The organism is Sphingomonas pseudosanguinis (genome assembly GCF_014196255.1).
In the GTDB taxonomy this organism is placed as follows: domain Bacteria; phylum Pseudomonadota; class Alphaproteobacteria; order Sphingomonadales; family Sphingomonadaceae; genus Sphingomonas; species Sphingomonas pseudosanguinis.
Genome location: NZ_JACIDH010000006.1, coordinates 34,377 through 57,888, shown reverse-complemented (window position 1 = coordinate 57,888; position 23,512 = coordinate 34,377). Strand labels below are relative to the sequence as shown.

Sequence of the window (23,512 nt, the reverse complement as noted above, 5' to 3'; positions counted from 1 at the left end):
ATCGCTGCCGCAATGGTCCCCCTCCCCAAGCATGGCTTGGGGAGGAATTGGGTGTCACTCCACCAAAGCGTCGATCGCCTCGGCCATGGCGATGTCGCGTGCCGACAGGCCGCCAGCGTCGTGGGTGGTCAGGACGATGTCGACCCGGTTCCAGACATTGGACCATTCGGGATGATGGTCGGCCTTTTCCGCCAGCAGCGCGACGCGGGTCATGAATCCGAACGCCTCGCTGAAATCGGCGAAGACGAACCGGCGGCTGATCGCATCGCGGCCTTCGTCCCAATCCCAGTCGGGCAGATCGTCCAGCGCCTCGTCCCGATCCAGCTCGCTCAGCCGCTCCACCATCTGCGTCCCCTTGCTTGTCTTGTTCTTTGGTCGGCCCCAGCGGTATGACGGCGCGCATGAGCGGGCAAGTCGCGATCGGTGAGGCACCGGGAATCGAAGCGATCGAGGGAATCGCGCGGGCGGCGATGGCGCGGCTGCCGGCGGCATTCGCCGCGCATCTGGGCGATGTGGTGCTGATCGTCGAGGACTATGCCGATGACGAGACGCTGGCGGCGCTGGGCATCGAGCATCCGCTCGACCTGACCGGCCTGTATCACGGCCGGCCGGTGGGCGAGAAAAGCAGCATGGATTCCGGCGGCCTGCCCGATCGTATCCATCTCTATCGCCGCGCGATCCTGGAGGAATGGATCGAGACGGGGGTGCGGCTCGACGATCTGGTCGCGCATGTGATGATCCATGAGATCGGCCACCATTTCGGCCTGTCCGACGAGGATATGCACGCGCTGGAAGACGCGGTGGACGGCCCGTCGGCGTGATCCTGTCCCTGACCCGGGTCGCCTGCGCGCGCGGCGGGCGGCTGTTGTTCGCCGGCGTATCGCTCGACCTCGCGCCCGGTGAGGCGATGATCGTCACCGGCCCCAACGGCATCGGCAAATCCAGCCTGCTGCGCGTCGCCGCCGGCCTGCTTGCCCCGTTCGACGGTATCGTGGTGCGATCCGCGCCGGTGGCGTTGATGACCGACGACCTGGCGCTGGATGCCGAACGGACGCTCGCGGATGTGCTGACCTTCTGGGCGCGGCTCGATCGCGGCGGGGCCGCGCGCGAGCGGGTGGCGGCGGCGATCGAGACCGTTGGCCTGTCGCCCATCGCCGGAATTCCGGTTCGCCTGTTGTCTACCGGGCAGCGCCGCCGCGCCGCGCTGGCGCGGGTGCTCGCGTCGCAGGTGCCGCTGTGGTTGCTGGATGAGCCGGGGAACGGCCTGGACAGCGCGGGGCTCGCGATGCTGGAGCAGGTCATCGCCCGCCACCGGGCGGGCGGCGGTGCGGTGGTGCTGACCACGCATCAGCCGCTGTCGGTGCCGGGCGCGCGTACCCTGGCGCTTGATGAACGGGTGCCGGCATGAGCGCGGCCTGGACGCTGATCGCGCGCGATGTGCGGCGCGGCTATGCTGGCGGCGGCGCGGGGCTGGTCTGCGGCTTCTTCCTGCTGGCGGTCATTCTGTTCCCCTTCGCGATCGGGCCCGACCGGATGATGCTGGCGCGGATCGGGGCGGGGGCGATCTGGGTGGCGGCGTTGCTGGCGGCGCTGTTGCCGGTCGATCGGCTGGTCGCGCCCGATTGCGAGTCGGGCTGGTTCGATCAGGTGGCGGTGCGCGGATTGTCGCTGCCGCTGGTGATGCTGCTGCGGATCGTCGCGCATTGGCTGGCCTTTGCGCCACCGCTGATGCTGGCGGCGCTGGTCGCGAGCGGGCTGTTCGGGCTGGACGGTGCGGCGGTGCTGCGGGTCGAGCTGGGGCTGCTGCTGGGCACGCCGGGGCTGGCGGCGCTGGCGGTGGCGACCGGCGCGCTGACGGCGGGGCTGCGCGGGGCGGGCGCGGTGGCAGGGCTATTGCTGTTGCCGCTGGCGCTGCCGCTGCTGATCTTCGGGGCGGGCGATGACGGCATGGGCGGGGCCAAGCTGCTCGCCGCGCTGTCGCTGTTGCTGGTGACCGGCGCGCCCTGGCTGGCGGCGGCGGCGATCCGGTCGGTCCGGGACTGAGACATGGCCGCGCAGATTCCATCGCGGGCGCGGATCGCGCAGGCCTTTGACGCGGCGGCGACCTATGACGCGCATGCGGTGGTCCAGCGGCAGGTGGCGGCGTGGCTGGCCGAGCGGATCGTCGCGGTCGCGCCCACCGCCCCGCGCGTGCTGGAGGTCGGGTGCGGCACCGGCTTCCTGACCCAGGCGGCATGGCCCCGGCTCGATCGGCCCGATTGGTTAATGACCGATATCGCGCCCGAGATGCTGGCGCGCGGGCAGGCGCGGATGCCGGGAGCGCGGGGCCGCGTCTTGGATGGCGAGCATCCCGATCTGGCGGGCGAGGCGGCGTTCGACCTGATCGTCAGCAGTCTGGCGGTGCAGTGGTTCGGTGATCTGGCGGCGGGCTTGCGGCGGCTGGCGGCGCATCTGGCACCGGGGGGGCGGATGCTGGTGACGACGCTGGTCGAAGGGACCTTCGCCGACTGGCATGACGCGCACCGGGCCGAGGGGTTCGCCGCGGGGAGTCCGTCTTATCCGGCCGTCGCGGCTCTGGCGGAAACGGGGTGGCACGTCACCACACAAACGTTCGAGCAGCGGCATGGGTCGGCGGCGGACTTCGTGCGCGCGCTGCGGGCGATCGGGGCGGGAACACCGCGTGCGGGGCATCGGCCGATCCCGCCCGGCGCGATGCGGCGGATCGCGCGGGCGTTCGAGGCTGGCGGGGCGGTGGCGACCTATGAGGTCGCGTTGATCGAGGTGACTGCCTCCTGGAGCGGGATAACGTCAGTTTGACCCAAGCCGTCATTGCGAGCGTAGCGAAGCAATCCAGAGCGTCTTGCCTGGACACTGGATTGCTTCGCTACGCTCGCAATGACGAAGCCACCTCATGTCATCCTTCTCTAACCCGAAATCCCGTTCGTGCTGAGCGAAGTCGAAGCGCACGCCCCGCCGCTATGATCTGGCGTGGCCTTCGACTTCGCTCAGGCTGAACGGAGGTTTTTGCTTACCGGCTCCACCGCGCCCAGATGGCGGTGGGCAGGATCAGCCCGCGCGCTTCCTCGCGCACGCCGAGTTCGCCGCATTCCACCTTGCCCGGCAGGTCGCCCATCACCTGGCGCAGCATCTCGCCGATCGCCAGCGCCGACATGCGCACGGCATAGACGGTCAGGAACAGGAAGCGCGAATTTGCGTCGAGCAGCTTGCGGCAATCGGCGATCAGGCCGGGCAGATCCTCTTCCAGCCGCCAGACCTCGCCCTCCGGTCCACGTCCGTATTTCGGCGGATCGAGCAGGATGCCGTCATAACGCCGCCCGCGTCGCCCCTCGCGCGCCACGAATTTGGCCGCGTCGTCGATGATCCAGCGCACCGGCGCATCGCCCAGCCCCGACAGCATCGCGTTACCGCGCGCCGCCTCGACCGATTTCTTGGACGCATCGACATGGACCATCTTGGCCCCCGCGCTCGCCATCGCCAGCGTGCCGACGCCGGTATAGCCGAACAGGTTCATGCACTCGGGCGATTCCAGGTCGGCCACCTGCTCGCGCATCCAGCTCCACACCGGCGCCATGTCGGGGAAGAAGCCCAGATGGCGGAACGGCGTGTTCTGCGCGGTGAAGCGGACCTCGTTCCACTTCAGCGGCCAGCCGTCGCGCGGCACCGGCTCGTTGAAATTCCAGCGGCCGCCGCCATCCTCGTCCGAGCCGGGGACGAACTCGGCGGCCGCACGCCAGTCGGCGGTGGCGGGTGCCCACATCGCCTGCGGCTCGGGGCGGATGAAGCGGAACCGGCCATAGCGTTCCAGCTTGCGGCCATGGCCCGAGTCCACCAGCCCGTAATCCGCCCAGGGCTCGCCAATCATCGTTTCGAGTGTCATGCGCCCCCGTTAGCGCAAAGAACGCCCGTCGATATAGGCCGTAACCGCGTCGAATGTGGCGGGCAGCGTCTCGAACCGCTCCTCACGCTCGAACAGGTCGCCGACGCGGCGGGGCAAAGGCGGCCGGACGCCGGTCGCACGCTCGACCGCATCGGTGAACTTGGCCGGGTGTGCGGTGGCCAGCGTCACCACCGGCACGTCGGTTTCCGCCGCGCGCGCGGCGGACAGGGCGATGGCGGTGTGCGGATCGAGGATCTGGCCGGTATGGTCCGCCGCCCAGCGCATCGCACGGCTCATATCGTCGGCATCGACGCGCGCGCTGGCGAAGAGCGGCGCGATGGCCTGGCTCTGTGCATTGGTCAGCCGCATCGCGCCCGTCCCCTCGAACCCCTTCATCTGCGCCGCCAGCGCCGCGCCGTCGCGGCCGTTCGCGTCGAACAGCAGGCGTTCGAAGTTCGAGCTGACCTGGATGTCCATCGACGGCGTCGCGGTCGCCTGCACCTGTCCCTTGGAATAATCGCCCGAGGACAGCGCGCGGTGGAGGATGTCGTTGACGTTGGTCGCGACGATCAGCCGCTCGATGGGCAGGCCCATACGCGCCGCGACGTATCCGGCGAAGACGTCGCCGAAATTGCCCGTCGGCACCGAGAAGGCGATACGCTGGCCCGGCGCGCCCAGCCGGACGGCGGCGTAGAAATAATAGACGACCTGCGCCATCAACCGCGCCCAGTTGATCGAGTTGACCGCCGACAGCGTGTGCCGATCGGCAAAGGCGCGGTCGTTGAACATCGCCTTCACCAGCGCTTGCGCGTCGTCGAAATTGCCCTCGATCGCGATGTTGTGGACATTGGGGGCGAGCACCGTCGTCATCTGGCGGCGCTGGATGTCGGTGACGCGGCCGGCCGGGTGCAGCATGAAGATGTCGATATTGGCGCGCCCCGCCACCGCGTCGATCGCCGCCGAGCCGGTGTCGCCGCTGGTCGCGCCGACGATGGTCAGGCGGGTATCGGTGCCACGCAGGAACCGCTCGAACAGCAGGCCCAGCATCTGGAGCGCGACGTCCTTGAACGCCAGCGTCGGGCCGTGGAACAGCTCCAGCAGCCATTGGTCGTGATCGAGCTGGACCAGCGGCGTGACGGCGGCATGCGAGAAACGGCCATAGGCGGCGTCGCACAGGCCTTGCAGTTCCTCCGCGCTCAGGCTGTCGCCGACGAAGGTCGCCATGATCCGCGCAGCGGTCTGCGCATAGGACAGGCCGGCCAGTCCTTCGATGTCCTCGGGCGTCAGGCTGGGCCATGTCTCGGGGACATAGAGCCCGCCATCGCTGGCGAGACCGGCCAGGGTCGCACCCCGGAAATCGAGGACGGGGGCGGAGCCACGGGTACTGATATAGCGCATGATGCGGTGCGGCTTAACGGGGTGCGGCGCTTGTCACAACCATTCGATTGCGCCGAACGACCGCCAAAGCATAGATAATTGCGGCGATGCCGGCGAACAGGAACCATTGGACCGCATAGGCGAGGTGGTTGTTGGGCACCGCGTCGATCGCGGGGCTGGGGTTCGGCTCCAGCCCCGCGGCGGGGGTGTCGGCGACCAGCATCATGGCTTGCGGCCGATGGTCGAAGGCCGACTGGATCAGCGAGCGGCTGTCCGGGGCATGGGTGATATAGCCGCTGACCCGCCCGCCCGCCCACCCGGTTTCGGCGCGCGGGTCGTGCGTCGTGCCGAGCTGCACCTGCATCGATCCGCGCGGCACCGAGCAGGTGGCGATCAGCCGGAACCCGGCCGCGCCGGCGCCTGCGCGGCGGATGGTCACCGGCGGCGGGCAGTCACCGACTGTGCGGCGGAAGAGCAGGCTTTCGTCGGGGAAGAGGGGAAAGGGGATCGGTGCGCGCGTCGGGTTGGCTGCCAGTTGGGCGAGATAGGCCTGCTTCTGCGGCAGGCGATCGAGCAGCTGCCACAGGCCCAGCGCGATCATCGCGGCGACCGCCAGACCGACGATCAGCGTGGGGAGGACGGGCAGGCGCCTCATGCCTCCTCGTCCCGCGCGGGCTCGACGACCGCGCCCTCGCGCGCCTCGTTGCGATATTCGGCGGCCATCAGCGCGCCCTTGGCGATGCGCAAGCTATAGACCACGCCGATCGCGGTCAGCGGCAGCCAGATCAGCATGTGCAGCCAGAGTGGCGGCCGCAGCGTCAGTTCGACCAGGATCGCCGCGATGGTGATGATCGTACCCAGGATCAGGGTCAGGAACGCCGCCGGTCCGTCCCCGACATTGAAGCGGGTGAAGTCCAGCCCGCAGGCCGCGCAACGCTCGGCGAAGGTCACCACCTGCGTCGAGAAGACCGGCCCGGCAAACAAATGGGGCTGGCCGCAACGCGGACACAGCCCCTGAAACGCAGCCTGCGATAGGGTCGGAGGGGTATCAGCCACTATGAACCGGCGCGCCCCAGCCACCCCAGACATAGATGGTGACGAACAGGAACAGCCACACCACGTCGACAAAATGCCAGTACCAGGCCGCCGCCTCGAACCCGAAATGCTGGCGCGGCGTGAAGTCACCGCGATAGGCGCGGATCAGGCAGACGATCAGAAAGATGGTGCCGACGATGACGTGGAAACCATGGAAGCCGGTCGCCATGAAGAAGGCCGCGCCATAGTTGATGCCCTTGAAGGGGAAGGGCGCGTGCATGTATTCGTATGCCTGGATCGCGCTGAAGATCAGGCCCAGGATCACGGTCAGCCACAGCCCCTTCAGCACGCCGTCGCGGTCGCCGACGCCCAACGCACCCCACAGCCCCTTCTTCTCGCCGCCACGCTGGTTGTGGATCAGCGCATGGTGCGCCCAGGTGACGGTGGTGCCGCTGGTCAGCAGGATCAGCGTGTTGAGCAGCGGCAGCTTGAAGGCGTCGATCACCTCCAGCCCCTTGGGCGGCCAGGTCGCGGCGATGGCGGCGGTGCCTTCGGCGGCGCGCTCGACCTGTCCGTCGACGAAGCTCATCGCGGTCGGGAACAGCGCGAAATCGAAAAAAGCCCAGAACCAGCCGACGAAGAACATGACTTCGGAGGCGATGAACAGGATCATGCCATAGCGGAAGTGAAGCTGGACGACCGGGGTATGGTCGCCATTATGCGCCTCGCGCACCACGTCGGCCCACCAGCTGCCCATGCAGAACAGCACCGCCGCCAGACCCGCCAGGAAGGCCCAGCCGCCGCCCTGCACGCTGTGCATCCACATGATCGCGCCCGAGGCCATCAGCAGCGCCGACATCGAACTGGCCAGCGGCCAGGGGCTCGGCGGCAGGATGTGATAGTCGTGGTTCTTCGCGCCAGCCATGATCCCGTCCCTATGATTTTGCTATTTTGGGGGCAGGCTAACCCGCTTTCTTCCCCGAATCCACCGGGTAAAATGTGTAGGACAGGGTGATCGTCTCGATGTCGCGCGCGTCGGGGTCGTTCAGGATCTTGGGGTCGACGAAGAAGATCACCGGCATCCGCACCGTCTCGCCGGGCTGCAGCGTCTGCTGGGTGAAGCAGAAACACTGGATTTTCGTGAAGTAGCGGCCGGCCTGATCGGGGGTGACGTTGAAGGTCGCGGTGCCCGTCACCGGCACCTTGGCGTTGTTGGTCGCGGTGAAGAACACCATGTCGCGCGCGCCGATATCGACGGTTTCGTGCGGATTTTCGGGCTTGAAGGTCCAGGCGAGCCGCGAGGCGACATTGGCGTCGAAATCGACGCGGATCTGACGATGGACGCTGCCCGGCGCCTCGCTGCCCCGCTGCGTCGTGCCCTGATAGCCCGTCACCTGGCAGAACATGCGGTAGAGCGGCACGCTGGCCCAGGCGAGGCCGGTCATGAAGACCACACCGAACAGCGCGAACACCACCGTTCGGGCCTGGCGGGTCAGGCGCATCAGTGCATCCCCGACCGGATTTTGGATAGGGTGATGAAGAAGATCAGCACCACCAGAAAGCCGAGCAGCAGGGCCATCACCGTGGCGCGGGCGCGCTGCTTGGCGCGAATCCGATTCGAATCGTCAGGCGTCATGCCCAACGATCCACCACCAGCGCGCCAAAGAGAAGGAAAAGATAGAGAATCGAGTATTTGAACAACCGCTTCTCGGGCTTCATCGTGTCGTCGGGTACGGTATGACGAAAGGCGACGATGGCGGCGTAGAGCGCGAACAGCGCGGTGCCGACGGTCGCGATCACGCCATAGATCGCGCCCGTCAGCCCCAGCGGCCAGGGTGCGACGGCGGCGATCGCCATCGGAATGGTGTAAAGCCCAATCTGCACCCGCGTCACCCGCTCACCCGCGACCACGGGCAGCATCGGCACGCCCGCATTGGCGTAATCGGTCTTCACGAACAGCGCGAGCGCCCAGAAATGCGGCGGCGTCCACAGGAAGACCAGGCTGAACAGCAGGAAGGGCAGCAGCGCGATCTCGCCGGTCGCCGCCGCCCAGCCGATCAGCGGCGGAAACGCCCCCGCCGCGCCGCCGATGACGATATTCTGCGGCGTTCGACGCTTCAGCCAGACGGTGTAGACCAGCACATAGAAGAGGATGGAGACGGTCAGGATGCCGGCGGCGACATAATTGACCGCCAGTCCCATCAGCAGCACCGAGAAACAGGCCAGCCCCACCCCGAAATGCAGCGCCGATTCGCGGCTCATCCGCCCGGCGGGCAAAGGCCGCTTGGCGGTGCGCTTCATCAGCGCGTCCAGATCCGCCTCATACCATTGGTTGAGTGCCCCCGCCGCGCCCGCACCCAGCGCGATGCACATAATGGCGGTGAAGCCGATCACCGGATCGATTCCGACCGGCGCCGCCAGCATGCCGCACAGGCCGGTGAACACCACCAGCGTCATCACGCGCGGCTTGGTGAGCGCCAGGAAATCGCGCCAGTCGGCGGGAACGAAGACGGAGGAGGGAATGCTGGACATGGGCGTCCCGCATATAGGGCGTGGCGAGGAGGGGGGCAATCGAAGCGGTTGGTATCTAGCCAACGCCAGCCCCTAGCGCACCCCCTCCCGCAGGCGGGAGGGGGAGGGGGGAGGGCCTGGAGTCTCACCGAGCCTGTCGCTCGTGGCTCTGCCCTCCCCCATCCCCTCCCGCTTGCGGGAGGGGCGTGCCAAGCATCGAGGGAGGGGCCTGAACCAGACTTGGCTTTTCTCGCCTCAGTCCTGCTTCAACGTCGCCATGTCGATGACGAAGCGATACTTCACATCGCTCTTCTGCATCCGGTCATAGGCGGTGTTGACCTCGTCCATCGCGATCATCTCGATGTCCGCCGTCAGGCCGTGGCTGTGGCAGAAGTCGAGCATCTCCTGCGTCTCGGCGATGCCGCCGATCAGCGAGCCGGCCAGCGAACGGCGGCGGAAGACGAGGTTGGCGACCGAGGGCGAGGGGTGCGGCGAGTCGGGCACGCCGACCAGCGTCATCGTCCCGTCGCGCTTGAGCATACCCAGGAACGCGTCGAGATTGTGCGGGGCGGCGACCGTGTTCAGGATGAAGTCGAAGCTGTTGGCGTGTTCGGCCATCTGCGCTTCGTCCTTCGACACGATCAGGCCCTTGGCACCCAGCCGCTTGGCATCCTCGGTCTTGCCCGGCGAGGTCGAGAAGACATAGACCTCGGCGCCCATCGCGGCGGCGATCTTCACGCCCATATGGCCCAGGCCGCCCAGACCCACGATGCCGACCTTCTGGCCGGGCCCGACCTTCCAATGGTGCAGCGGCGAATAGGTGGTGATCCCGGCGCAGAGCAGCGGCGCGACGGCGGCGAGATCGGCTTCGTCATGGTTGATCTTCAGGACGAAGCCTTCCTTGACGACGATATGGTCCGAATAGCCGCCAAAGGTGTGGCCGCCCATGACGGGGTCGGGGCCGTTATAGGTGCCGACGAAGCCGGTCGTCTCGCAATATTGCTCTTCGCCGTCATGGCAGGACGGGCAGCGGCCGCAGCTGTCGACCATGCAGCCGACGCCGACCAGATCGCCGACCTTGTACTTGGTGACGTCGCCACCGACCGCGGTCACGCGGCCGACGATCTCGTGGCCCGGGACGCAAGGGTAGAGCGTGCCCTCCCATTCGCTGCGCGCGGTATGCAGGTCGGAATGGCAGACGCCGCAATACAGGATGTCGATCGCGACATCGTCACCTTGCGGGTCGCGACGCTCGAACGAGAAGGGCGCGAGCGGGGTTTCGGCCGACTGGGCGGCATAACCCTTGGCGGGAGTGGGCATGGAAGCTCCTGTAGGAAAACGGTGACGCGACCCAACGATCGCGGCGCCCATATGGGTTCCCCGGCTTTCCATGCCAGCCATTGGCAAACCAAAGTTTTTCCGATCGGCGATGATCGGCAAATTGACGGTCTGTGCAATGTTGTATCGTTACTTGGTCAATAGTGGCGGGAGGGCGCGAAGCCGCAGCGGATACTCAATCCGCCGGTCGATCGGCTTCGCCCGCCCACCCGACGGGCTCGGGACAATTATCCCATGAACCCCTGATTCCAGGTCGAGGCATCGTAATTGCCGATATTGGGCAGCACGGTCCGCAGGCCCCCCGAATCGATCCCGAACCAGCTGGCGAGCGTCGCGGCATATTGGTCGACCGACATGCTGGGCAGCAATCGGCCGCTGCCGACATCGTCGCTGGTGTTGACGCCGACGATCGGCGCCTTGCCATAGAAGCGCTGCCCGCGCACCGCGCCGCCGACGACGAAGTGCATGCCGCCCCAGCCATGATCGGCGCCGCCGTCATTGGACTGGAGCGTCCGGCCGAAGTCGGAGGCGGTGAAGCTGGTCACCTGGTTGGCGACGCCCATCGCGGCGGAAGTGTCGTAAAAAGCCTTCATCGCCGCCGACACCTTGGCCAAGAGGATGGGGTGCTGCGCGACCAGATTGTCGTGCAGATCGAACCCGCCCATCGACACGAAGAAGACCTGACGTTTCAGCCCCAGGGTCTGGCTGACCGAGATCATCCGCGCGACCATCTTCAGCTGGTCGGCGAGGTTGTTGTTCGACGGGAAGAGCGGGAAATTGCCGCTGGGCGCGCCGGCCAGCGCGCTGCTGAGCTGGGCCTGGACGTCGAAGGCGCGCTTGGTGATGCGGGCATGTTCGGTCGCCATCGCATAGCTCGACTCGGCGGTCATGACCCCGCGCAGCGCGTCGAGCGCCGAGGAGGAGCCGTAAAGCGTCTTGCTGTTGTTGAGCAGCGCGACCGGGCCGCCGGTGCCCACCGCATATTGGATCGCGGTCCGCCCGCTCAGATAGATGGCGTTGCCACTGGTATTGATGCAGGTCAGCGCGGCGGTGCCGTTGCCGTTCTGGAACACGTCGCCGATCCGCCCGCCCCAGCCGCTGGTCGCGCCTTCGGGGTTGGACGCCTGGAAGAAGCTCTGCTGATCGTTATGGCTGAACAGCTTGGGCGGCAGCTTGACGGTGCGATTGGTGAACTGGGTCTTGGTGGTCGGCTCGACCAAAGTGCCGACGTTCAGCGCCACCGCCATCTTGCCCGCATCGAACAGCTGGCGCAGTTCGGGCATGGCGGGCGACAGCGCATAGGCGCGGCCGCCGGGCAGCGCGACCGCCGGGTTCAGGACGCTGCCCGCCAGCGCGTCGCGCTGATAGGCGATATTGGGGCGGGCGGTGCGATAGGCGGCGAAGCTGGTCTCGTCATAGGGGACCAGCGTGTTGGCGTAATCATTGCCGCCATAGAGGAACACGCACACCAGCGCCTTGTAATCGGACGCGGTGGCGGCGGCCGCCTCGCCGATCGCGGCCAGGCTGGAGACGAAGGGGGTGGCGGTGCCGGCCAGGCCGAGCAGCGCGCTGCGCTTGAGGAAGGCGCGCCGGGACTGGTCATGGGGGGATTGATCGTGGATCATGCTCATCACCGCAGGTTCAGATAATCGGGGGAGGCCATGGTCAGCAGGATGGCGATGCCGACCCGGTTGATCGGGCCGCCGGTCGCGGTCGCCGACACGCTGTCGACCGCATTGCGGATCGCCGCTTGCGTCGCGCTCGACAATTGTCCGGCGGCGAGCACCAGGTTGATCTCGTCCACCAGCGCCTTGGAGTCGGCGGCGAGCGTCAGGATGTTGGTATAGTCCGCCTTCACATCGCCGATGCCGTTGGCGATCACGCCGTACATGAAGTTCACATAGCCGATCACCGTCTGCTCGTTGGTGATCTGGAACTCGGGCGCGACCAGGCCGCTGCTCGCCAGGCTGGTGCCGGTCGGCGTGTAGCCGGGGCGGTAGAAGTTGAAGACCGACGGGCTGCGGCCCTTGGTCTGGCTGAGCCGGGTGGCGGCGTTGGTGTCGCCGATCGCCCAGGCGTTGGAGGGCGAGGTGGCGCCGAAGGCCCGCGCCCAGTTGGTGAAGCGGATCACCGGTTCGCGCAGCTTGCCCACCGCGCCGCTGGCCGGGAGGGTACGCGCCTCGCTGTCGAGCAGGATGGCGCGGATCACCGCCTTCATGTCGCCGCGCACGCCCTGGCCATTATCGGCGAATTTGGACGCGACGCGGTTGATATAGGCGGGGGAGGGGTTGCTGGTGACCAGCCGCTGGATCAACTGCTTCGAGACGAAGGGCGGCACATTGGGATGCGCGAAGATGGTGTCGAGCGCACTGTTGATCGCCGCCATGCCGCCGCCGCTGACGGTGGTGCCCAGAAAGCTCGATGCGCCGGTCTCGTTCATGCCAGCATTGACGACCAGCGGCTGGCGATAGCGCGGCGGCAGATCCTCGGCATTGGGCTGGATCAGGCCGGTAAAGACCCGCGCCAACCCTGAGACATCGGCCTGGCCATAGGTCTCGATCGGCTGGCCGCCGTTCATCTTCAGCGAACCGTCCATGTTCAACTGGTACAGCCCGATGGTGAACAGCTGCATCAGCTCGCGCGCGTAATTCTCGTCGGGCTGGGTGCCGGTGGTCGGGTTCGCCTTGCGATTCTCGAAATAGGTCAGATAGCTGGCCATCGCGAAGCTGGTCGTCACCGCGCCCATCAGCTCGCGATAATTGCCGAACGCGTTGTCGAGCAGGATGTCGACATAGGAGCCGGTCGAGATGGCGCGCCACGAGCGGGTGACGCCGTCGATGCTGACGACGAAGATGTCGAACAACGCCATGCCGACGCGCTGGCGCAGCTGATCCGGCTCGACGATCATCTGCCGCCACAGCGTGGCGTCATAGCCGTTCACCATGAAGCGGTCGCTCTCTTTGACATAGTCGTTGGCGACCAGCCAGTCATAGTGGCTGGTGGCGCGCGCCATGCCGAACTGGTCGGTCAGCCAGCCGTCATAGCCGCGCGAGACGACCGCATCGATCAGCCCCCGCGTCGCGCCCATCGTCGCCTGTGCCAGGAAGCGGCTGGCCTCGGTCGCGGTCGGCGGCGGGGTGACGACCACGACGGGGGTCGAGGGGGTGCTGCTGCCCGCCGGAGTCGCGGTCGACGTCCCGCCGCCGCCTCCGCCGCCACAGGCCGCGAGCGCCAGCAGCGGCAAGGCCGCGCCGCCCATGGCCAGGCCCTTGCTGGCCTTGTCGATCCTCTGTCCGTCGGTATCGCCGGGCGCCGTCAAGAGCGGCTCCGCGATGTGATCGTCCCACCCCGTCATCGCATGTCCGTTTCGCTGCGGCCGCAATCTGTGCGGGCCGCCGCCAAAATGCGGGCTGTTTGGCTAACGAAGGATGAAATGGTTCCTCGGCTCGTCGCAACGAAGCATCATTTGGGCCGATGCGGTCGTATCGTTATGATAGCGTAACAAAAAAGGCTTCGGGGACGATGCCCCGAAGCCCTTATCCGACCTTGCCGCGAAAGGATCAGTGGATGCGCGGCAGCGTCTCGAACTGGTGATAGGGCGGCGGGCTGGACAGCGTCCATTCCAGCGTCGTCGCACCATCGCCCCAGGGATTGTCACCCGCCGGCTTGCCCGCGACCAGCGACCAGACCAGGTTGACGAAGAAGATCACCATGCCGGCGGCCATGATCTCATAGCCATGGGTGGCGACCGCGTTCCAGGTCGCATAGGCGTCCGGATAGTCGGGATAGCGACGCGGCATGCCCTGCAGGCCCAGGAAGTGCATCGGGAAGAACAGCAGGTTCACACCGACGAAGAACACCCAGAAGTGCAGCTGGCCGAGAAACTCGCTGTACATCTTGCCCGACATCTTCGGGAACCAGTAATAGAAGCCGGCGAACAGCGCGAACACCGCACCCAGCGACAGCACATAGTGGAAGTGGGCCACGACATAATAGGTGTCGTGCATATAGTCGTCGATGCCGCCGTTCGCGAGCACCACGCCGGTCACGCCGCCGACGGTGAACATGAAGATGAAGCCGATCGCCCAGACCATCGGCGTCTTGAAGCTCATCGAGCCGCCCCACATGGTCGCGATCCACGAGAAGATCTTGATGCCGGTCGGCACCGCGATGATCATCGTCGCGGCGGTGAAGTACATCTTGGTGTTCACGGAGAGGCCGGTGGCGAACATGTGGTGCGCCCAGACGACGAAGCCGACCACGCCGATCGCGACCATGGCATAGGCCATGCCGAGATAGCCGAAGACGGGCTTGCGGCTGAAGGTCGCGATGATCTGGCTGACGATGCCGAAGCCCGGCAGGATCATGATGTACACTTCGGGATGGCCGAAGAACCAGAAGAGATGCTGGTACAGGATCGGGTCGCCGCCACCGGCGGGGTCGAAGAAGGTCGTGCCGAAATTGCGATCGGTCAGCAACATGGTGATCGCGGCGGCCAGAACCGGCAGCGAGAGCAGCAGCAGGAAGGCGGTGACCAACACCGACCAGACGAACAGCGGCATCTTGTGCAGGGTCATGCCCGGCGCGCGCATGTTGAAGATGGTGGTGATGAAGTTGATCGCGCCCAGGATCGACGACGCGCCCGCCAGATGGAGCGACAGGATCGCCATGTCGACCGATGGCCCAGGCTCGCCAAAGGTCGATAGCGGGGCATAGGCGGTCCAGCCCACGCCCGCGCCCGACCCGAAGAAGGGCGAGGCGAGCAGCAGGGTGAAGGCCGGAATCAGCAGCCAGAAGGACACGTTGTTCATGCGCGGGAACGCCATGTCGGGCGCGCCGATCATGATCGGCACGAACCAGTTGCCGAACCCGCCGATCATCGCGGGCATGACCATGAAGAACACCATGATCAGGCCGTGCGCGGTGATCAGCACGTTCCACAGGTGCAGCGACTGGTCGAGGCTCTGTGCCCCGCCGTGGAGCATGCCGGCCCAGACGCCCAGATACTGGATGCCGGGCTCGCGCAGTTCGGCGCGCATCAGGCCGGAGATCGCGCCGCCGATGATGCCCGCGACGATCGCGAAGATCAGATAGAGGGTGCCGATGTCCTTGTGGTTGGTCGACAGGAACCAGCGCGCGAAGAAGCCGGGCTTGTGATCGGCGTCATGATGCGCGTGGTGGTGATCCTCATGACCGACGAAAGCCGATCCGGGGTGAAGTGCGGTGTCGGTCATGGCTTATTGTCCAGCGTTGCCGGGGCCGGCCGGATTGCCGGTGGCGCCCTGCGCGGAAGTGGGGGACTGGGCGGGGGTGGCCATATTGTCGGCCGGCCCCGTCACCGCCTCGGCGGCATTGGCCTGCGCGGCCTCGACGGCCGAACCTTCGGCACCCGGTTGCGGGATCACCGAGGAGGAGGGCGCCTTCGTGCCCGGCATCTGGCCGCCCTTGGCCGCGACCCAGGCGGCGAATTGTGCCGGGGGCACCGCCTGCACCGCGATGGGCATGAAGGCGTGGCGTGCGCCGCACAGTTCGGAGCATTGCCCGAAATACAGGCCCGGCTTCTCGATGGTGAAGCTCGTCTCGTTCAACCGGCCGGGCACCGCGTCCAGCTTCATCCAGAAGGCCGGGATCGCCCAGCTGTGGATGACGTCGTTCGACGTGGTGATCAGGCGGATCGGCACGCCGACGGGCAGGACGATGCGATTGTCGACCGCCAGCAGGCGCGGACCGTCGGCATCGGTGCGCGCACGTTCACCGGGGGCCACCTGATCCTTTTCCTTCAGCATGTTGGCGGTGATCTCGATCCCGCCGTGATCCGGATATTGATAGGTCCAGTACCATTGGTTGCCGATCGCCTTCAGCGTGACGGCACCGGCGGGCGCGGGCTTGAACTGCGCCTGGAGCAGGCCGATCGACGGGATGGCGATCAGGACCAGGACGACGACCGGGCCGAGCGTCCACAGCACCTCGACCAGCGTGTTATGGCTGGTCTTCGACGCGACCGGGTTGGCGGCGCGGCGATAGCGGAACACGACCCAGGCGAGCAGCAGCAGGACGAGCACGCAGATCGCGGTGATGACCGGCAACAGGACGCCATTGTGCATCCAGTGCGCGAACTCGCCGTTCTTCGTCACCTGCGGCTGAAGCCCGATGCGCCCGTCGATCGGCAGGCCGACATTGGGATCGATCGTGATCGCGGGCGCGCCGTCCTGCGCCAGCAGCGGGCTGGTGGGCGCGGCGGTCGCCGGTGCGGCGGCGCTGGTCGGTGCGGTGTTGGAGACGCCGGCCCCTTCGGCGGCGGCCTGCGGCGCGGGCGTGGCGGTCGGGGCAGGGGGCGCGGCCGGAGTCGCGAAGGCGGCACCCGACAGCGCGGCGCATCCCAGCCCGGCGGCGACCGCGATCGCCTTCATGCGTTTGGGCATCCTCATCCTCCGGGGTCCGGACATGCGCTTGACCTCGCTCATCCCGCTCTCGTCTCCCATCTCCCTCGCCTGTCCGTCGGTCGTCCGACGGTCCTCATGCGGGGCGTCATGTCGTTTTTGTTAGGTGGACTATAGCACGGGACCGCGCCCCCTCAACCCTTGAGCGTCACATGCCAGATTGCGCGAACAGGGGCGCGATCCTATGAGGCCGGGTCATCTGACCGATGCCGGAGTTGCCCCATGACCGATGAAGACGTCCTCGCCGAGTTCCGTGCCGCCGAGGCGCTGCTCGAAGGGCATTTCATCCTGTCGTCCGGCCTGCGCAGCCCGCGCTATCTGCAATGCGCACGCGTCCTGATGGAGCCGGCGCGCGCGGCCCGGCTGTGCGAGGCGGTGGCCGCCAAGATCCCGGCGGACATCAAGGCGCAGATCAGCGCGGTCGTCGCCCCCGCCATGGGCGGCGTCATCGTCGGCCATGAAATGGCGCGCGCGCTGGGCGTGCCCGGCATGTTCCTGGAGCGGCCCGAGGGAACCTTCCACCTGCGCCGCGGCTTCCGCCTGGAGCCGGGGCAGAAGGTGCTGATGATGGAAGACGTGGTCACCACCGGCCTGTCCAGCCGCGAGGCGATCGCCGCCATCGCACGCGAAGGGGGCGAGACGATCGCGGCGGCCTCGCTGGTCGATCGTTCGAACGGGACGGCTGATCTGGGCGTGCCCTTCTTCCCGCTGATCCGCCTTGACGTGCCGAGCTACAGCCCCGACGATCTGCCGCCTGAACTGGCCGCGATCCCTGCGATCAAGCCGGGGAGCCGCGCGGCGGCATGACCGAGCATTTGCGCCTGGGCGTCAATATCGACCATGTCGCGACGGTGCGGAACGCGCGCGGCGCGGGCTATCCCGACCCGGTCAAGGCGGCGCTGATCGCGGCGGACGCGGGCGCGGACGGCATCACCGCGCATCTGCGCGAGGATCGGCGGCACATCACCGACGACGACATCGCGCGCCTGTCGGCGGAACTGACGGTGCCGCTCAACCTCGAGATGGCGGCGACGGAGGAGATGCTTGCCATCGCGCTGAAGCATCGTCCGCACGCCGCCTGCATCGTGCCCGAAAAGCGCGAGGAGCGGACGACCGAGGGCGGCCTCGACGCCGCCGGGCAGCGCGAATGGCTCAGCCCCATGGTGGCCAAGCTGGGCGAGGCGGGCATCCGCGTCTCGCTGTTCATCGAACCCGATCCGCGCCAGATCGAAGCGGCGCTGCACCTGGGCGTGCCGGTCGTCGAGCTGCACACCGGCCGTTATGCCGAGCTGGACGGCGAGGCGCGTAGCGTGGAGCTGCGCCGCTTGTCGGACGCAGCGGCGCTGGCGGCGAAGAACGGGATCGAGGTGCATGCGGGCCACGGCCTGACCTATGACAATGTCGCGCCCATCGTCGCGATTCCGCAGGTGCGCGAGCTGAACATCGGGCACTTCCTGATCGCGGACGCGGTGTTCGTCGGCCTGCCCGAAACGGTGCGCAAGATGCGCGCCGCGATGGACCTCGCGCGGTGAATCCTCCCCGGCACGGGGAGGGGGACCAGCCGCAGGCTGGTGGAGGGGGCGCGCCCCATAGGATTCGCGTGGTGGAGAACCCCCTCCACCATCGCTGCGCGACGGTCCCCCTCCCCGTGCCGGGGAGGATTTTATGATCATCGGTCTCGGCTCCGATCTCTGCAATATCGAGCGTATCCAGGCCGCGCTGGACCGGCATGGCGGCCGGTTCGAGGCGCGCTGTTTCACCGACATCGAACAGGCCAAGGCCGCCAGGCGTCCCTTCACCCGCGCGGGCACCTACGCCAAGCGCTTCGCCGCCAAGGAGGCCTTTTCCAAGGCGGTCGGGACCGGCTTTTCGCAAGGCGTGTTCATGCGCGACATCGGCGTGGTGAACCTCCCCGGTGGCGCACCGACCCTGTCTTTGACCGGCGGCGCGCGCGAACGGCTTGACGCGATGATGCCGGAGGGCCACGTCGCCCATATCCACTTGACCATGACCGACGATCACCCCTGGGCGCAGGCCTTTGTCGTGATCGAGGCACGACCGGAAGTTTCCGCATGAAGGACGCGGTGTTGGACACGAACCCAGGCTCGCCGGTGAACCAGCCGGGGGGCGATCAGCCGGTGAACGCCGCGCCGCCGCCCGCGAGCCAGAAGAAGGGCACCGACTGGTGGGCCGAGGTCAAGGGGCTGTTCTGGCTGCTGCTGATCGTGCTGGGCTTCCACAGCTTTATCGCCAAGCCCTTCTACATCCCGTCCGAGTCGATGCTGCCGGGCCTGCGCGTCGGCGACCGGCTGGTCGTGTCGAAATTCGCCTATGGCTGGTCGTTCGTCTCGCCGACCATCCCCAACCCGGTCGCGATCTTCAAATCGGTCGTGCTACGCCAGCCCGAGGACAGCTGGAGCTGGCAGATGCCGTTCGTCCATGGCCGTCTGTTCGGATCGCTGCCGACGCGCGGCGATGTCGTGATCGTGACCCCGCCGGGCACGCATAACGACTATATCAAGCGGGTGATCGGCCTGCCCGGCGACCGGCTGGAGGTGCGCGACGGCACCGTGATCCTCAACGGCAAGCCGGTCCAGCGCGGCCCGGTGCATTATGTTGACATACCCGTCGACACCAACAGCCCGTGCAAGGCGTCGGATTATGGCGAGGAGGCGCGCGTCCGCAACGCCAGCGGGCAATGGGTCTGCCACCTGCCGATCGTGACCGAGACGCTGCCCAACAATCGCCGCTACGACACAGTCGAGCTGGGCTGGAGCCCGGGCGACAATTACGGGCCGATAACCATTCCGGCCAACCATGTCTTCCTGATGGGCGACAATCGCGACCGCTCGGCCGACAGCCGCTTCTCGCTGGCCGAGCTGGGGCTGGGCGGGCCGGTGCCCTATGAGAATATCGGCGGCCGTGCCGAGTTCGTGACCTTCAGCCTGGATGGCGACGCGACGCTCAACCCGCTGACCTGGTGGGGGTCGCTGCGATCGGGCCGGGCGGGAACCTCGCTGCATCCGACCACGGTGAACTGATCGCGATGACCGACCCCGCGCCGCTGACGGACCGTCCCGCTCCCCTGGAAATGAAGGATGGTTTCGCCCGGCGTGAACTGACCCGCGCGGCGATCTGGCTGGGGCTGGCCGGCGCGATGGCGATCGCGGTGCTGCTGGTCCAGCCGCTCCTCGTCATCTTCGGCGGGCTGGTCTTCGCCACGCTCCTCGACGGTGGCGTGCGGCTGCTCGGCCGGGTCCTGCCGATCGGGCGCGGCTGGCGATTGCTGATCGTCGTGCTCGCGGTGACGGTCTTCCTGCTCGGCACCTTCTATCTGACCGGAGTCGAGGTCACGCAGCAGGTGACGCAGCTGCGCTCGACGCTGGAGGGCCAGGCGGGACGCGCGACCGGCTGGCTGGCGTCGCAGGGGCTGATGCCGGGGCCGTCCGACCTCAACGGGCTGCTGCGCCAGTCGCTGGGGTCGATCGGGCGGCTGACCTCGTGGGTCGGTACGGCAGTGGGGGCGGTCACCTCGCTGTTCATGATCCTGATCATCGGGCTGTTCCTGGCGATGAATCCCGATGGCTATGCGCGCGGGCTGCAATGGATGGTGCCGCGCTCCGGCCGTGCGGAGTTCGCGATTACCCAGGAACGGGTGATGACCACGCTGCGCAAGCTGCTGGCGGGGCGTCTGCTGGGCATGGCGTTCGAAGGCGTGCTGACCGGGATCGCGCTGATGATCGGCGGTGTGCCGATGGCGCTGCTGCTGGGCATCATCGCCGGCATCCTGGCCTTCATCCCCAATATCGGCGCGATCGTCACCGGCATATTGATGGTCGCGGTCGGCTTTTCGGCGGGCACCGATGCGGGCTTCTGGGCGATCGGCACCTATCTGGTCGTGCAGACCTTCGATGGATATGTCGTGGTGCCGATGGTCGCCAAGCGCACCGTCGACCTGCCGCCCGCGCTCACTTTGTCGACCCAGATCCTGGCGAGCGCGCTGTTCGGCATCATGGGGCTGGCGCTGGCCGACCCGATGACCGCGATGATCAAGTCCGCGCTACAGCGCCGGTCGGAGCGTCAGGCGGCGGAAGAGGGACTGGCCGAGCGCGGCTGACCGTGCCGTCTCGCGTCGCCGCGTGGCGACGACCGAATCGAACAGCGCCAGATAGCGTTCGGCCGAGTCGGCCCCCGGCTGCGATACCGGCGCGGGGCGCGGCGTCGCGGGATCGAGCCAGTGGCGCAAGGCGGCGACCAGCGCCGCGCCATCCTCGCGCGCGACGACGCTGCCCAGACCCGGATGGGTGACGATCTCCGCCACCGCCGGGCTTGAATCGGTGGCGACCACCGGCGTCCCGACCGCCAGCGCCTCGCGCAGGACGCCCGGCACGCCCTCATAGTCTGAGGGGAGCGCCAGGACATGTGCGGCGGCCATCGCCGCCGGGGCGTGCGCGCTGTGACCCGGCATCGCCACCCGGTGGCTTAGCCCCAGCGTATCGATCTGCGCGGTCAAAGCCGGGCGCAGGCTTCCTTCGCCGAGCAGGGTCAGCCCGACATTCTCGGGCAGATGCGCCATCGCGGCGATCAGCCGGTCCCAGCGCTTCTGCGGCTCCAGCCGTCCGACGCCCAGGATACGCCGCTCGCCCGCCAGAGCCTGGGCCAGCGTGCCGCCGAGCAGCGCGGCCGGGGGATTGGGGATCACCGCCACCGACATGCCCGTCGCCGCCTGCGCCGCGCGCGCGGTGGCCGGCGTCATCGCGACCAGCATGTCGAGGAACAGCCCATGCAGCGCCAGCCATTGCCGCTGGCCCCAGGCCAGCCAGGCGGAATGGTCGCCGCGATCGACGGCATTGGACATCTTGGCGACGATCGGCGGACAGCGCTCCGCCAGCCGCAGCCGGGCATAGGCCGCCATGCTGGTATAATGATTGCCGGGGCAGAACAGGATGTCGGGCCGGACCGCGTCGATCAGCAGCGGCAGCGCGGCGCCGACCCCGGCATAATGATCGCGGCCCAGCGTCACCGTCTCCACCCCGCGCGGCACCGCATCGCGAAAGCTGCCGCCGTCCTGGCCCAGCAACAGCGTCACCCGCCGCCCCCGTTCGATCCAGCCGCCCAGCATCCGGCCGAGCGCCGCCTCCACGCCGCCCGACATGGTCTGGGCATAGGTCAGGATATGATCGGCTGGCATGGATTGGGCCTTGTCCGGATGGGGGCGGGATGGGAAAAGAGGCGGTTGATCCTGGGGTTAATTGCACCTTGTCGCGCAATTATGTCAGGCGCGGCCCTATCGAGGACACAATCGCCGGACACAGCGGCGACATATTCAGGTGTGAGAAAGCTGGTTTGAGGTTTGCGAACGCTCCCGGGCATTCGCCGCCGAGGATTGCCTATAACGTGCAAGATGAACGGAATGATCCCATGACCCCTGAGCAGGCGATGCCAGCCGGGGCGGCCGGACCGGTCGCGACCGATATGGCCGCGCTGGAGCCGCTGAAGACGGTCAAGCGCCGCTGGCCCGCCATCATCGGCGGGCTGCTGACGCTGGCCATGGTCGTGGGGCTGGGGCGCGAGCTGTTCGGGCGCGGACTGGTGGGGCTCAGCCATTCTGTGCCGACCAACCCACTGTTCTACGTCGTGTTCGTGGGGCTCTACATGGCCTTGCCGATCGGCGACTATATCATCTTCCGGCGGCTATGGGGCATTCCGGTCAGCGGGCTGGCCGCGCTGATCCGCAAGCGGATCGCCAACGAAGTCGCCTTCAGCTATTCGGGCGAGGCCTATTTCTACGCCTGGGCGCGCGCGCATGCCAAGATGGTCGCGGCCCCCTTCGGCGCGGTCAAGGATGTCGGCATTCTCTCCGCGATCGCGGGCAATGCCATCACGCTGTTGATGGTCGCGCTGGCGCTGCCGGTCGGTCGCGAGCTGTTGACCCATGAGCAGCTGCGGCTGGTATGGGGATCGATCGCCATCGTCATGGCGACCTCGCTGCCCTTCCTGATCTTTTCGCGACGGGTCTTTTCGCTCGATCGCAAGACCTTGTGGTGGATCTTCACGGTCCACTGCGTGCGCCTGATCGTCAACTCGCTGCTGATCGCGCTCGCTTGGCATTTCGGCATGCCCGATGTCTCGCTGGGCATGTGGCTGTTCCTGTCGGCGGCGCGGCTGCTCGTCTCACGTTTGCCACTGGTGCCCAACAAGGACCTTCTTTTCGCCAATTTCGCGATCCTGTTGATCGGGCAGGATCAGGCATTGAGCGAGCTGATCGCCTTCACCGCGGCGCTGACCCTGCTGGTCCATGTCGTGCTGATCGCGCTGTTCGGTCTGATGGAACTGGTGCGGAGAGTAAGAGCATGAACCGCGCGATGGCGACATGGATGACGGCGACCGGGCTGGCGGCCGCGACGATGATGGCGGTGGCGGTGCCGCAGGCGGCGACCGCGCAGGTGCTGGGCAGCGATGCCGCCGCCTGCACCGGTGGCGGCGGTCCCGCCATCCTGGCCCGGATCGAGGGGCTGAAGGATCGCAAGGGCAATCTGAAGCTGGAACTCTATCCGGCGAATGAAGAGGATTTCCTGGCCGATGACGGCGTCCTGATCCGCGCGGGCAAGACGTTCCGCCGCGTGCAGGTGCCGACCCCGGCGGGTGGTGGGACGCCGATGATGTGCATCCGCGTGCCGCATCCCGGCCGCTATGCGCTGCTGTTCACGCATGACCGCGACGGCAAGAACAAGTTCAACTTCTGGAGCGATGGCGCGGGCTTTCCGGCCAACACCAAGCTGGGCCGGCGCAAGCCGCCGCTCGCCTCGGCGTTGATCGACGTGCCGAGTGGCGTCGCCAATGTCACGATCCGCGCGCAATATCTGCGCGGGCTGGGCGGTTTCGGCCCGGTCGACCCGGACTGAGGGGAAGA

26 protein-coding genes are annotated in these 23,512 nt (G+C 67.3%); 11 read left to right on the top strand and 15 right to left on the bottom strand.

Annotation, left to right across the window (positions count from 1 at the left end; translation table 11 throughout):
- Nucleotides 1-54: 54 nt before the first annotated feature.
- On the bottom strand, nucleotides 55-492 hold the full coding sequence (locus tag GGR48_RS08820) for a 4a-hydroxytetrahydrobiopterin dehydratase (protein ID WP_276208014.1): 438 nt from the start codon (nucleotides 490-492) through the stop codon (nucleotides 55-57).
- Between GGR48_RS08820 and GGR48_RS08815 the strand changes: the two genes are divergently transcribed.
- The 4 genes from GGR48_RS08815 to GGR48_RS08800 are packed head-to-tail and all read left to right on the top strand — an operon-like array spanning nucleotide 402 to nucleotide 2,817.
- The gene (locus GGR48_RS08815; RefSeq protein ID WP_240456075.1) at nucleotides 402-821 is read left to right on the top strand and encodes a metallopeptidase family protein; all 420 of its coding nucleotides are present in this window, start codon (nucleotides 402-404) and stop codon (nucleotides 819-821) included. The two genes, GGR48_RS08820 and GGR48_RS08815, sit on opposite strands and share 91 nt — an antisense overlap.
- Nucleotides 818-1,408: a heme ABC exporter ATP-binding protein CcmA gene (gene ccmA, locus GGR48_RS08810; protein WP_183951550.1), complete on the top strand. Its 591-nt coding sequence runs from the start codon at nucleotides 818-820 to the stop codon at nucleotides 1,406-1,408. Before GGR48_RS08815 ends, ccmA begins: the two co-directional genes overlap by 4 nt.
- The gene (locus GGR48_RS08805; RefSeq protein WP_183951549.1) at nucleotides 1,405-2,043 is read left to right on the top strand and encodes a heme exporter protein CcmB; all 639 of its coding nucleotides are present in this window, start codon (nucleotides 1,405-1,407) and stop codon (nucleotides 2,041-2,043) included. Before ccmA ends, GGR48_RS08805 begins: the two co-directional genes overlap by 4 nt.
- Nucleotides 2,044-2,046: 3 nt before the next feature.
- The gene (locus tag GGR48_RS08800; protein ID WP_183951548.1) at nucleotides 2,047-2,817 is read left to right on the top strand and encodes a methyltransferase; all 771 of its coding nucleotides are present in this window, start codon (nucleotides 2,047-2,049) and stop codon (nucleotides 2,815-2,817) included.
- Nucleotides 2,818-3,028: 211 nt separating this feature from the next.
- On the opposite strand, the gene GGR48_RS08795 is transcribed toward GGR48_RS08800, so the two are convergent.
- The 13 genes from GGR48_RS08795 to coxB form a co-directional block, all read right to left on the bottom strand.
- Complete coding sequence (locus GGR48_RS08795; protein WP_183951547.1) at nucleotides 3,029-3,898, bottom strand: class I SAM-dependent methyltransferase; 870 nt, start codon at nucleotides 3,896-3,898, stop codon at nucleotides 3,029-3,031.
- Between the two features lie 9 nt (nucleotides 3,899-3,907).
- A complete protein-coding gene (gene thrC / locus GGR48_RS08790) occupies nucleotides 3,908-5,296 on the bottom strand; it encodes a threonine synthase (RefSeq protein WP_183951546.1) in 1,389 nt (462 codons plus the stop codon).
- 13 nt (nucleotides 5,297-5,309) lie between these two features.
- Nucleotides 5,310-5,930 carry an SURF1 family cytochrome oxidase biogenesis protein gene (locus tag GGR48_RS08785; protein WP_183951545.1) on the bottom strand — a complete coding sequence of 207 codons (621 nt, stop codon included), beginning with the start codon at nucleotides 5,928-5,930 and terminating at the stop codon, nucleotides 5,310-5,312.
- A complete protein-coding gene (locus tag GGR48_RS08780) occupies nucleotides 5,927-6,364 on the bottom strand; it encodes a DUF983 domain-containing protein (RefSeq protein ID WP_183951544.1) in 438 nt (145 codons plus the stop codon). The genes GGR48_RS08785 and GGR48_RS08780 overlap by 4 nt, the downstream gene beginning before the upstream one ends.
- Nucleotides 6,324-7,235: a cytochrome c oxidase subunit 3 gene (locus tag GGR48_RS08775; protein ID WP_183951543.1), complete on the bottom strand. Its 912-nt coding sequence runs from the start codon at nucleotides 7,233-7,235 to the stop codon at nucleotides 6,324-6,326. Before GGR48_RS08775 ends, GGR48_RS08780 begins: the two co-directional genes overlap by 41 nt.
- A 37-nt stretch (nucleotides 7,236-7,272) precedes the next feature.
- Entirely contained in the window at nucleotides 7,273-7,812 is a 540-nt protein-coding gene (locus GGR48_RS08770) for a cytochrome c oxidase assembly protein (protein WP_183951542.1), read from the bottom strand.
- The gene (locus GGR48_RS18315) at nucleotides 7,812-7,946 is read right to left on the bottom strand and encodes a hypothetical protein (RefSeq protein WP_007406524.1); all 135 of its coding nucleotides are present in this window, start codon (nucleotides 7,944-7,946) and stop codon (nucleotides 7,812-7,814) included. The genes GGR48_RS08770 and GGR48_RS18315 overlap by 1 nt, the downstream gene beginning before the upstream one ends.
- A complete protein-coding gene (locus GGR48_RS08765) occupies nucleotides 7,943-8,842 on the bottom strand; it encodes a heme o synthase (protein ID WP_183951541.1) in 900 nt (299 codons plus the stop codon). The genes GGR48_RS18315 and GGR48_RS08765 overlap by 4 nt, the downstream gene beginning before the upstream one ends.
- A gap of 234 nt (nucleotides 8,843-9,076) precedes the next feature.
- Nucleotides 9,077-10,141: an NAD(P)-dependent alcohol dehydrogenase gene (locus tag GGR48_RS08760; protein ID WP_183951540.1), complete on the bottom strand. Its 1,065-nt coding sequence runs from the start codon at nucleotides 10,139-10,141 to the stop codon at nucleotides 9,077-9,079.
- Nucleotides 10,142-10,386: 245 nt separating this feature from the next.
- Nucleotides 10,387-11,784 (bottom strand): DUF1501 domain-containing protein, encoded by a 1,398-nt coding sequence (locus tag GGR48_RS08755; protein WP_240456074.1) that lies wholly within the window; start codon nucleotides 11,782-11,784, stop codon nucleotides 10,387-10,389.
- Nucleotides 11,785-11,789: 5 nt separating this feature from the next.
- Nucleotides 11,790-13,514, bottom strand: a complete 1,725-nt coding sequence (locus tag GGR48_RS08750) for a DUF1800 domain-containing protein (RefSeq protein ID WP_183951538.1) — start codon at nucleotides 13,512-13,514, stop codon at nucleotides 11,790-11,792.
- 205 nt (nucleotides 13,515-13,719) lie between these two features.
- Complete coding sequence (ctaD, locus tag GGR48_RS08745; RefSeq protein ID WP_183951537.1) at nucleotides 13,720-15,393, bottom strand: cytochrome c oxidase subunit I; 1,674 nt, start codon at nucleotides 15,391-15,393, stop codon at nucleotides 13,720-13,722.
- Between the two features lie 3 nt (nucleotides 15,394-15,396).
- Entirely contained in the window at nucleotides 15,397-16,581 is a 1,185-nt protein-coding gene (coxB, locus tag GGR48_RS08740) for a cytochrome c oxidase subunit II (protein ID WP_425326505.1), read from the bottom strand.
- Between the two features lie 240 nt (nucleotides 16,582-16,821).
- On the opposite strand from coxB, the gene pyrE reads away from it, so the two are divergent.
- The 5 genes from pyrE to GGR48_RS08715 all read left to right on the top strand — a co-directional run bounded on the left by pyrE (nucleotide 16,822) and on the right by GGR48_RS08715 (nucleotide 20,716).
- Nucleotides 16,822-17,406, top strand: a complete 585-nt coding sequence (pyrE, locus tag GGR48_RS08735) for an orotate phosphoribosyltransferase (protein ID WP_183951536.1) — start codon at nucleotides 16,822-16,824, stop codon at nucleotides 17,404-17,406.
- Complete coding sequence (locus GGR48_RS08730) at nucleotides 17,403-18,131, top strand: pyridoxine 5'-phosphate synthase (protein WP_183951535.1); 729 nt, start codon at nucleotides 17,403-17,405, stop codon at nucleotides 18,129-18,131. Before pyrE ends, GGR48_RS08730 begins: the two co-directional genes overlap by 4 nt.
- Before the next feature lie 133 nt (nucleotides 18,132-18,264).
- Nucleotides 18,265-18,675, top strand: a complete 411-nt coding sequence (gene acpS, locus GGR48_RS08725; RefSeq protein ID WP_183951534.1) for a holo-ACP synthase — start codon at nucleotides 18,265-18,267, stop codon at nucleotides 18,673-18,675.
- The gene (lepB, locus tag GGR48_RS08720) at nucleotides 18,672-19,640 is read left to right on the top strand and encodes a signal peptidase I (protein ID WP_183951533.1); all 969 of its coding nucleotides are present in this window, start codon (nucleotides 18,672-18,674) and stop codon (nucleotides 19,638-19,640) included. Before acpS ends, lepB begins: the two co-directional genes overlap by 4 nt.
- Before the next feature lie 5 nt (nucleotides 19,641-19,645).
- The gene (locus tag GGR48_RS08715; protein WP_183951532.1) at nucleotides 19,646-20,716 is read left to right on the top strand and encodes an AI-2E family transporter; all 1,071 of its coding nucleotides are present in this window, start codon (nucleotides 19,646-19,648) and stop codon (nucleotides 20,714-20,716) included.
- On the opposite strand, the gene GGR48_RS08710 is transcribed toward GGR48_RS08715, so the two are convergent.
- Nucleotides 20,660-21,790: a glycosyltransferase gene (locus GGR48_RS08710; RefSeq protein WP_183951531.1), complete on the bottom strand. Its 1,131-nt coding sequence runs from the start codon at nucleotides 21,788-21,790 to the stop codon at nucleotides 20,660-20,662. The two genes, GGR48_RS08715 and GGR48_RS08710, sit on opposite strands and share 57 nt — an antisense overlap.
- A 230-nt stretch (nucleotides 21,791-22,020) precedes the next feature.
- Here GGR48_RS08710 and GGR48_RS08705 point away from each other — a divergent pair, with 230 nt between their 5' ends.
- Both GGR48_RS08705 and GGR48_RS08700 read left to right on the top strand, forming a co-directional pair.
- On the top strand, nucleotides 22,021-22,956 hold the full coding sequence (locus GGR48_RS08705) for a hypothetical protein (RefSeq protein WP_183951530.1): 936 nt from the start codon (nucleotides 22,021-22,023) through the stop codon (nucleotides 22,954-22,956).
- 20 nt (nucleotides 22,957-22,976) lie between these two features.
- Nucleotides 22,977-23,504 (top strand): DUF2141 domain-containing protein, encoded by a 528-nt coding sequence (locus GGR48_RS08700; protein WP_183951641.1) that lies wholly within the window; start codon nucleotides 22,977-22,979, stop codon nucleotides 23,502-23,504.
- Nucleotides 23,505-23,512: the final 8 nt, after the last annotated feature.

Excerpts from the sequence above, each read along its gene's own strand:
- GGR48_RS08815 (WP_240456075.1), top strand. The coding sequence starts at position 402 with ATGAGCGGGCAAGTCGCGATCGGTGAGGCACCGGGAATCGAAGCGATC.
- GGR48_RS08820 (WP_276208014.1), bottom strand. The coding sequence starts at position 492 with ATGCCGCCGGCAGCCGCGCCATCGCCGCCCGCGCGATTCCCTCGATCG.
- GGR48_RS08805 (WP_183951549.1), top strand. The coding sequence starts at position 1,405 with ATGAGCGCGGCCTGGACGCTGATCGCGCGCGATGTGCGGCGCGGCTAT.
- GGR48_RS08800 (WP_183951548.1), top strand. The coding sequence starts at position 2,047 with ATGGCCGCGCAGATTCCATCGCGGGCGCGGATCGCGCAGGCCTTTGAC.
- GGR48_RS08795 (WP_183951547.1), bottom strand. The coding sequence starts at position 3,898 with ATGACACTCGAAACGATGATTGGCGAGCCCTGGGCGGATTACGGGCTG.
- thrC (WP_183951546.1), bottom strand. The coding sequence starts at position 5,296 with ATGCGCTATATCAGTACCCGTGGCTCCGCCCCCGTCCTCGATTTCCGG.
- GGR48_RS08785 (WP_183951545.1), bottom strand. The coding sequence starts at position 5,930 with ATGAGGCGCCTGCCCGTCCTCCCCACGCTGATCGTCGGTCTGGCGGTC.
- GGR48_RS08780 (WP_183951544.1), bottom strand. The coding sequence starts at position 6,364 with ATGTCTGGGGTGGCTGGGGCGCGCCGGTTCATAGTGGCTGATACCCCT.
- GGR48_RS08775 (WP_183951543.1), bottom strand. The coding sequence starts at position 7,235 with ATGGCTGGCGCGAAGAACCACGACTATCACATCCTGCCGCCGAGCCCC.
- GGR48_RS08770 (WP_183951542.1), bottom strand. The coding sequence starts at position 7,812 with ATGCGCCTGACCCGCCAGGCCCGAACGGTGGTGTTCGCGCTGTTCGGT.
- GGR48_RS18315 (WP_007406524.1), bottom strand. The coding sequence starts at position 7,946 with ATGACGCCTGACGATTCGAATCGGATTCGCGCCAAGCAGCGCGCCCGC.
- GGR48_RS08765 (WP_183951541.1), bottom strand. The coding sequence starts at position 8,842 with ATGTCCAGCATTCCCTCCTCCGTCTTCGTTCCCGCCGACTGGCGCGAT.
- GGR48_RS08760 (WP_183951540.1), bottom strand. The coding sequence starts at position 10,141 with ATGCCCACTCCCGCCAAGGGTTATGCCGCCCAGTCGGCCGAAACCCCG.
- GGR48_RS08755 (WP_240456074.1), bottom strand. The coding sequence starts at position 11,784 with ATGATCCACGATCAATCCCCCCATGACCAGTCCCGGCGCGCCTTCCTC.
- GGR48_RS08750 (WP_183951538.1), bottom strand. The coding sequence starts at position 13,514 with ATGACGGGGTGGGACGATCACATCGCGGAGCCGCTCTTGACGGCGCCC.
- ctaD (WP_183951537.1), bottom strand. The coding sequence starts at position 15,393 with ATGACCGACACCGCACTTCACCCCGGATCGGCTTTCGTCGGTCATGAG.
- coxB (WP_425326505.1), bottom strand. The coding sequence starts at position 16,581 with ATGCCCAAACGCATGAAGGCGATCGCGGTCGCCGCCGGGCTGGGATGC.
- pyrE (WP_183951536.1), top strand. The coding sequence starts at position 16,822 with ATGACCGATGAAGACGTCCTCGCCGAGTTCCGTGCCGCCGAGGCGCTG.
- GGR48_RS08730 (WP_183951535.1), top strand. The coding sequence starts at position 17,403 with ATGACCGAGCATTTGCGCCTGGGCGTCAATATCGACCATGTCGCGACG.
- acpS (WP_183951534.1), top strand. The coding sequence starts at position 18,265 with ATGATCATCGGTCTCGGCTCCGATCTCTGCAATATCGAGCGTATCCAG.
- lepB (WP_183951533.1), top strand. The coding sequence starts at position 18,672 with ATGAAGGACGCGGTGTTGGACACGAACCCAGGCTCGCCGGTGAACCAG.
- GGR48_RS08715 (WP_183951532.1), top strand. The coding sequence starts at position 19,646 with ATGACCGACCCCGCGCCGCTGACGGACCGTCCCGCTCCCCTGGAAATG.
- GGR48_RS08710 (WP_183951531.1), bottom strand. The coding sequence starts at position 21,790 with ATGCCAGCCGATCATATCCTGACCTATGCCCAGACCATGTCGGGCGGC.
- GGR48_RS08705 (WP_183951530.1), top strand. The coding sequence starts at position 22,021 with ATGACCCCTGAGCAGGCGATGCCAGCCGGGGCGGCCGGACCGGTCGCG.
- GGR48_RS08700 (WP_183951641.1), top strand. The coding sequence starts at position 22,977 with ATGACGGCGACCGGGCTGGCGGCCGCGACGATGATGGCGGTGGCGGTG.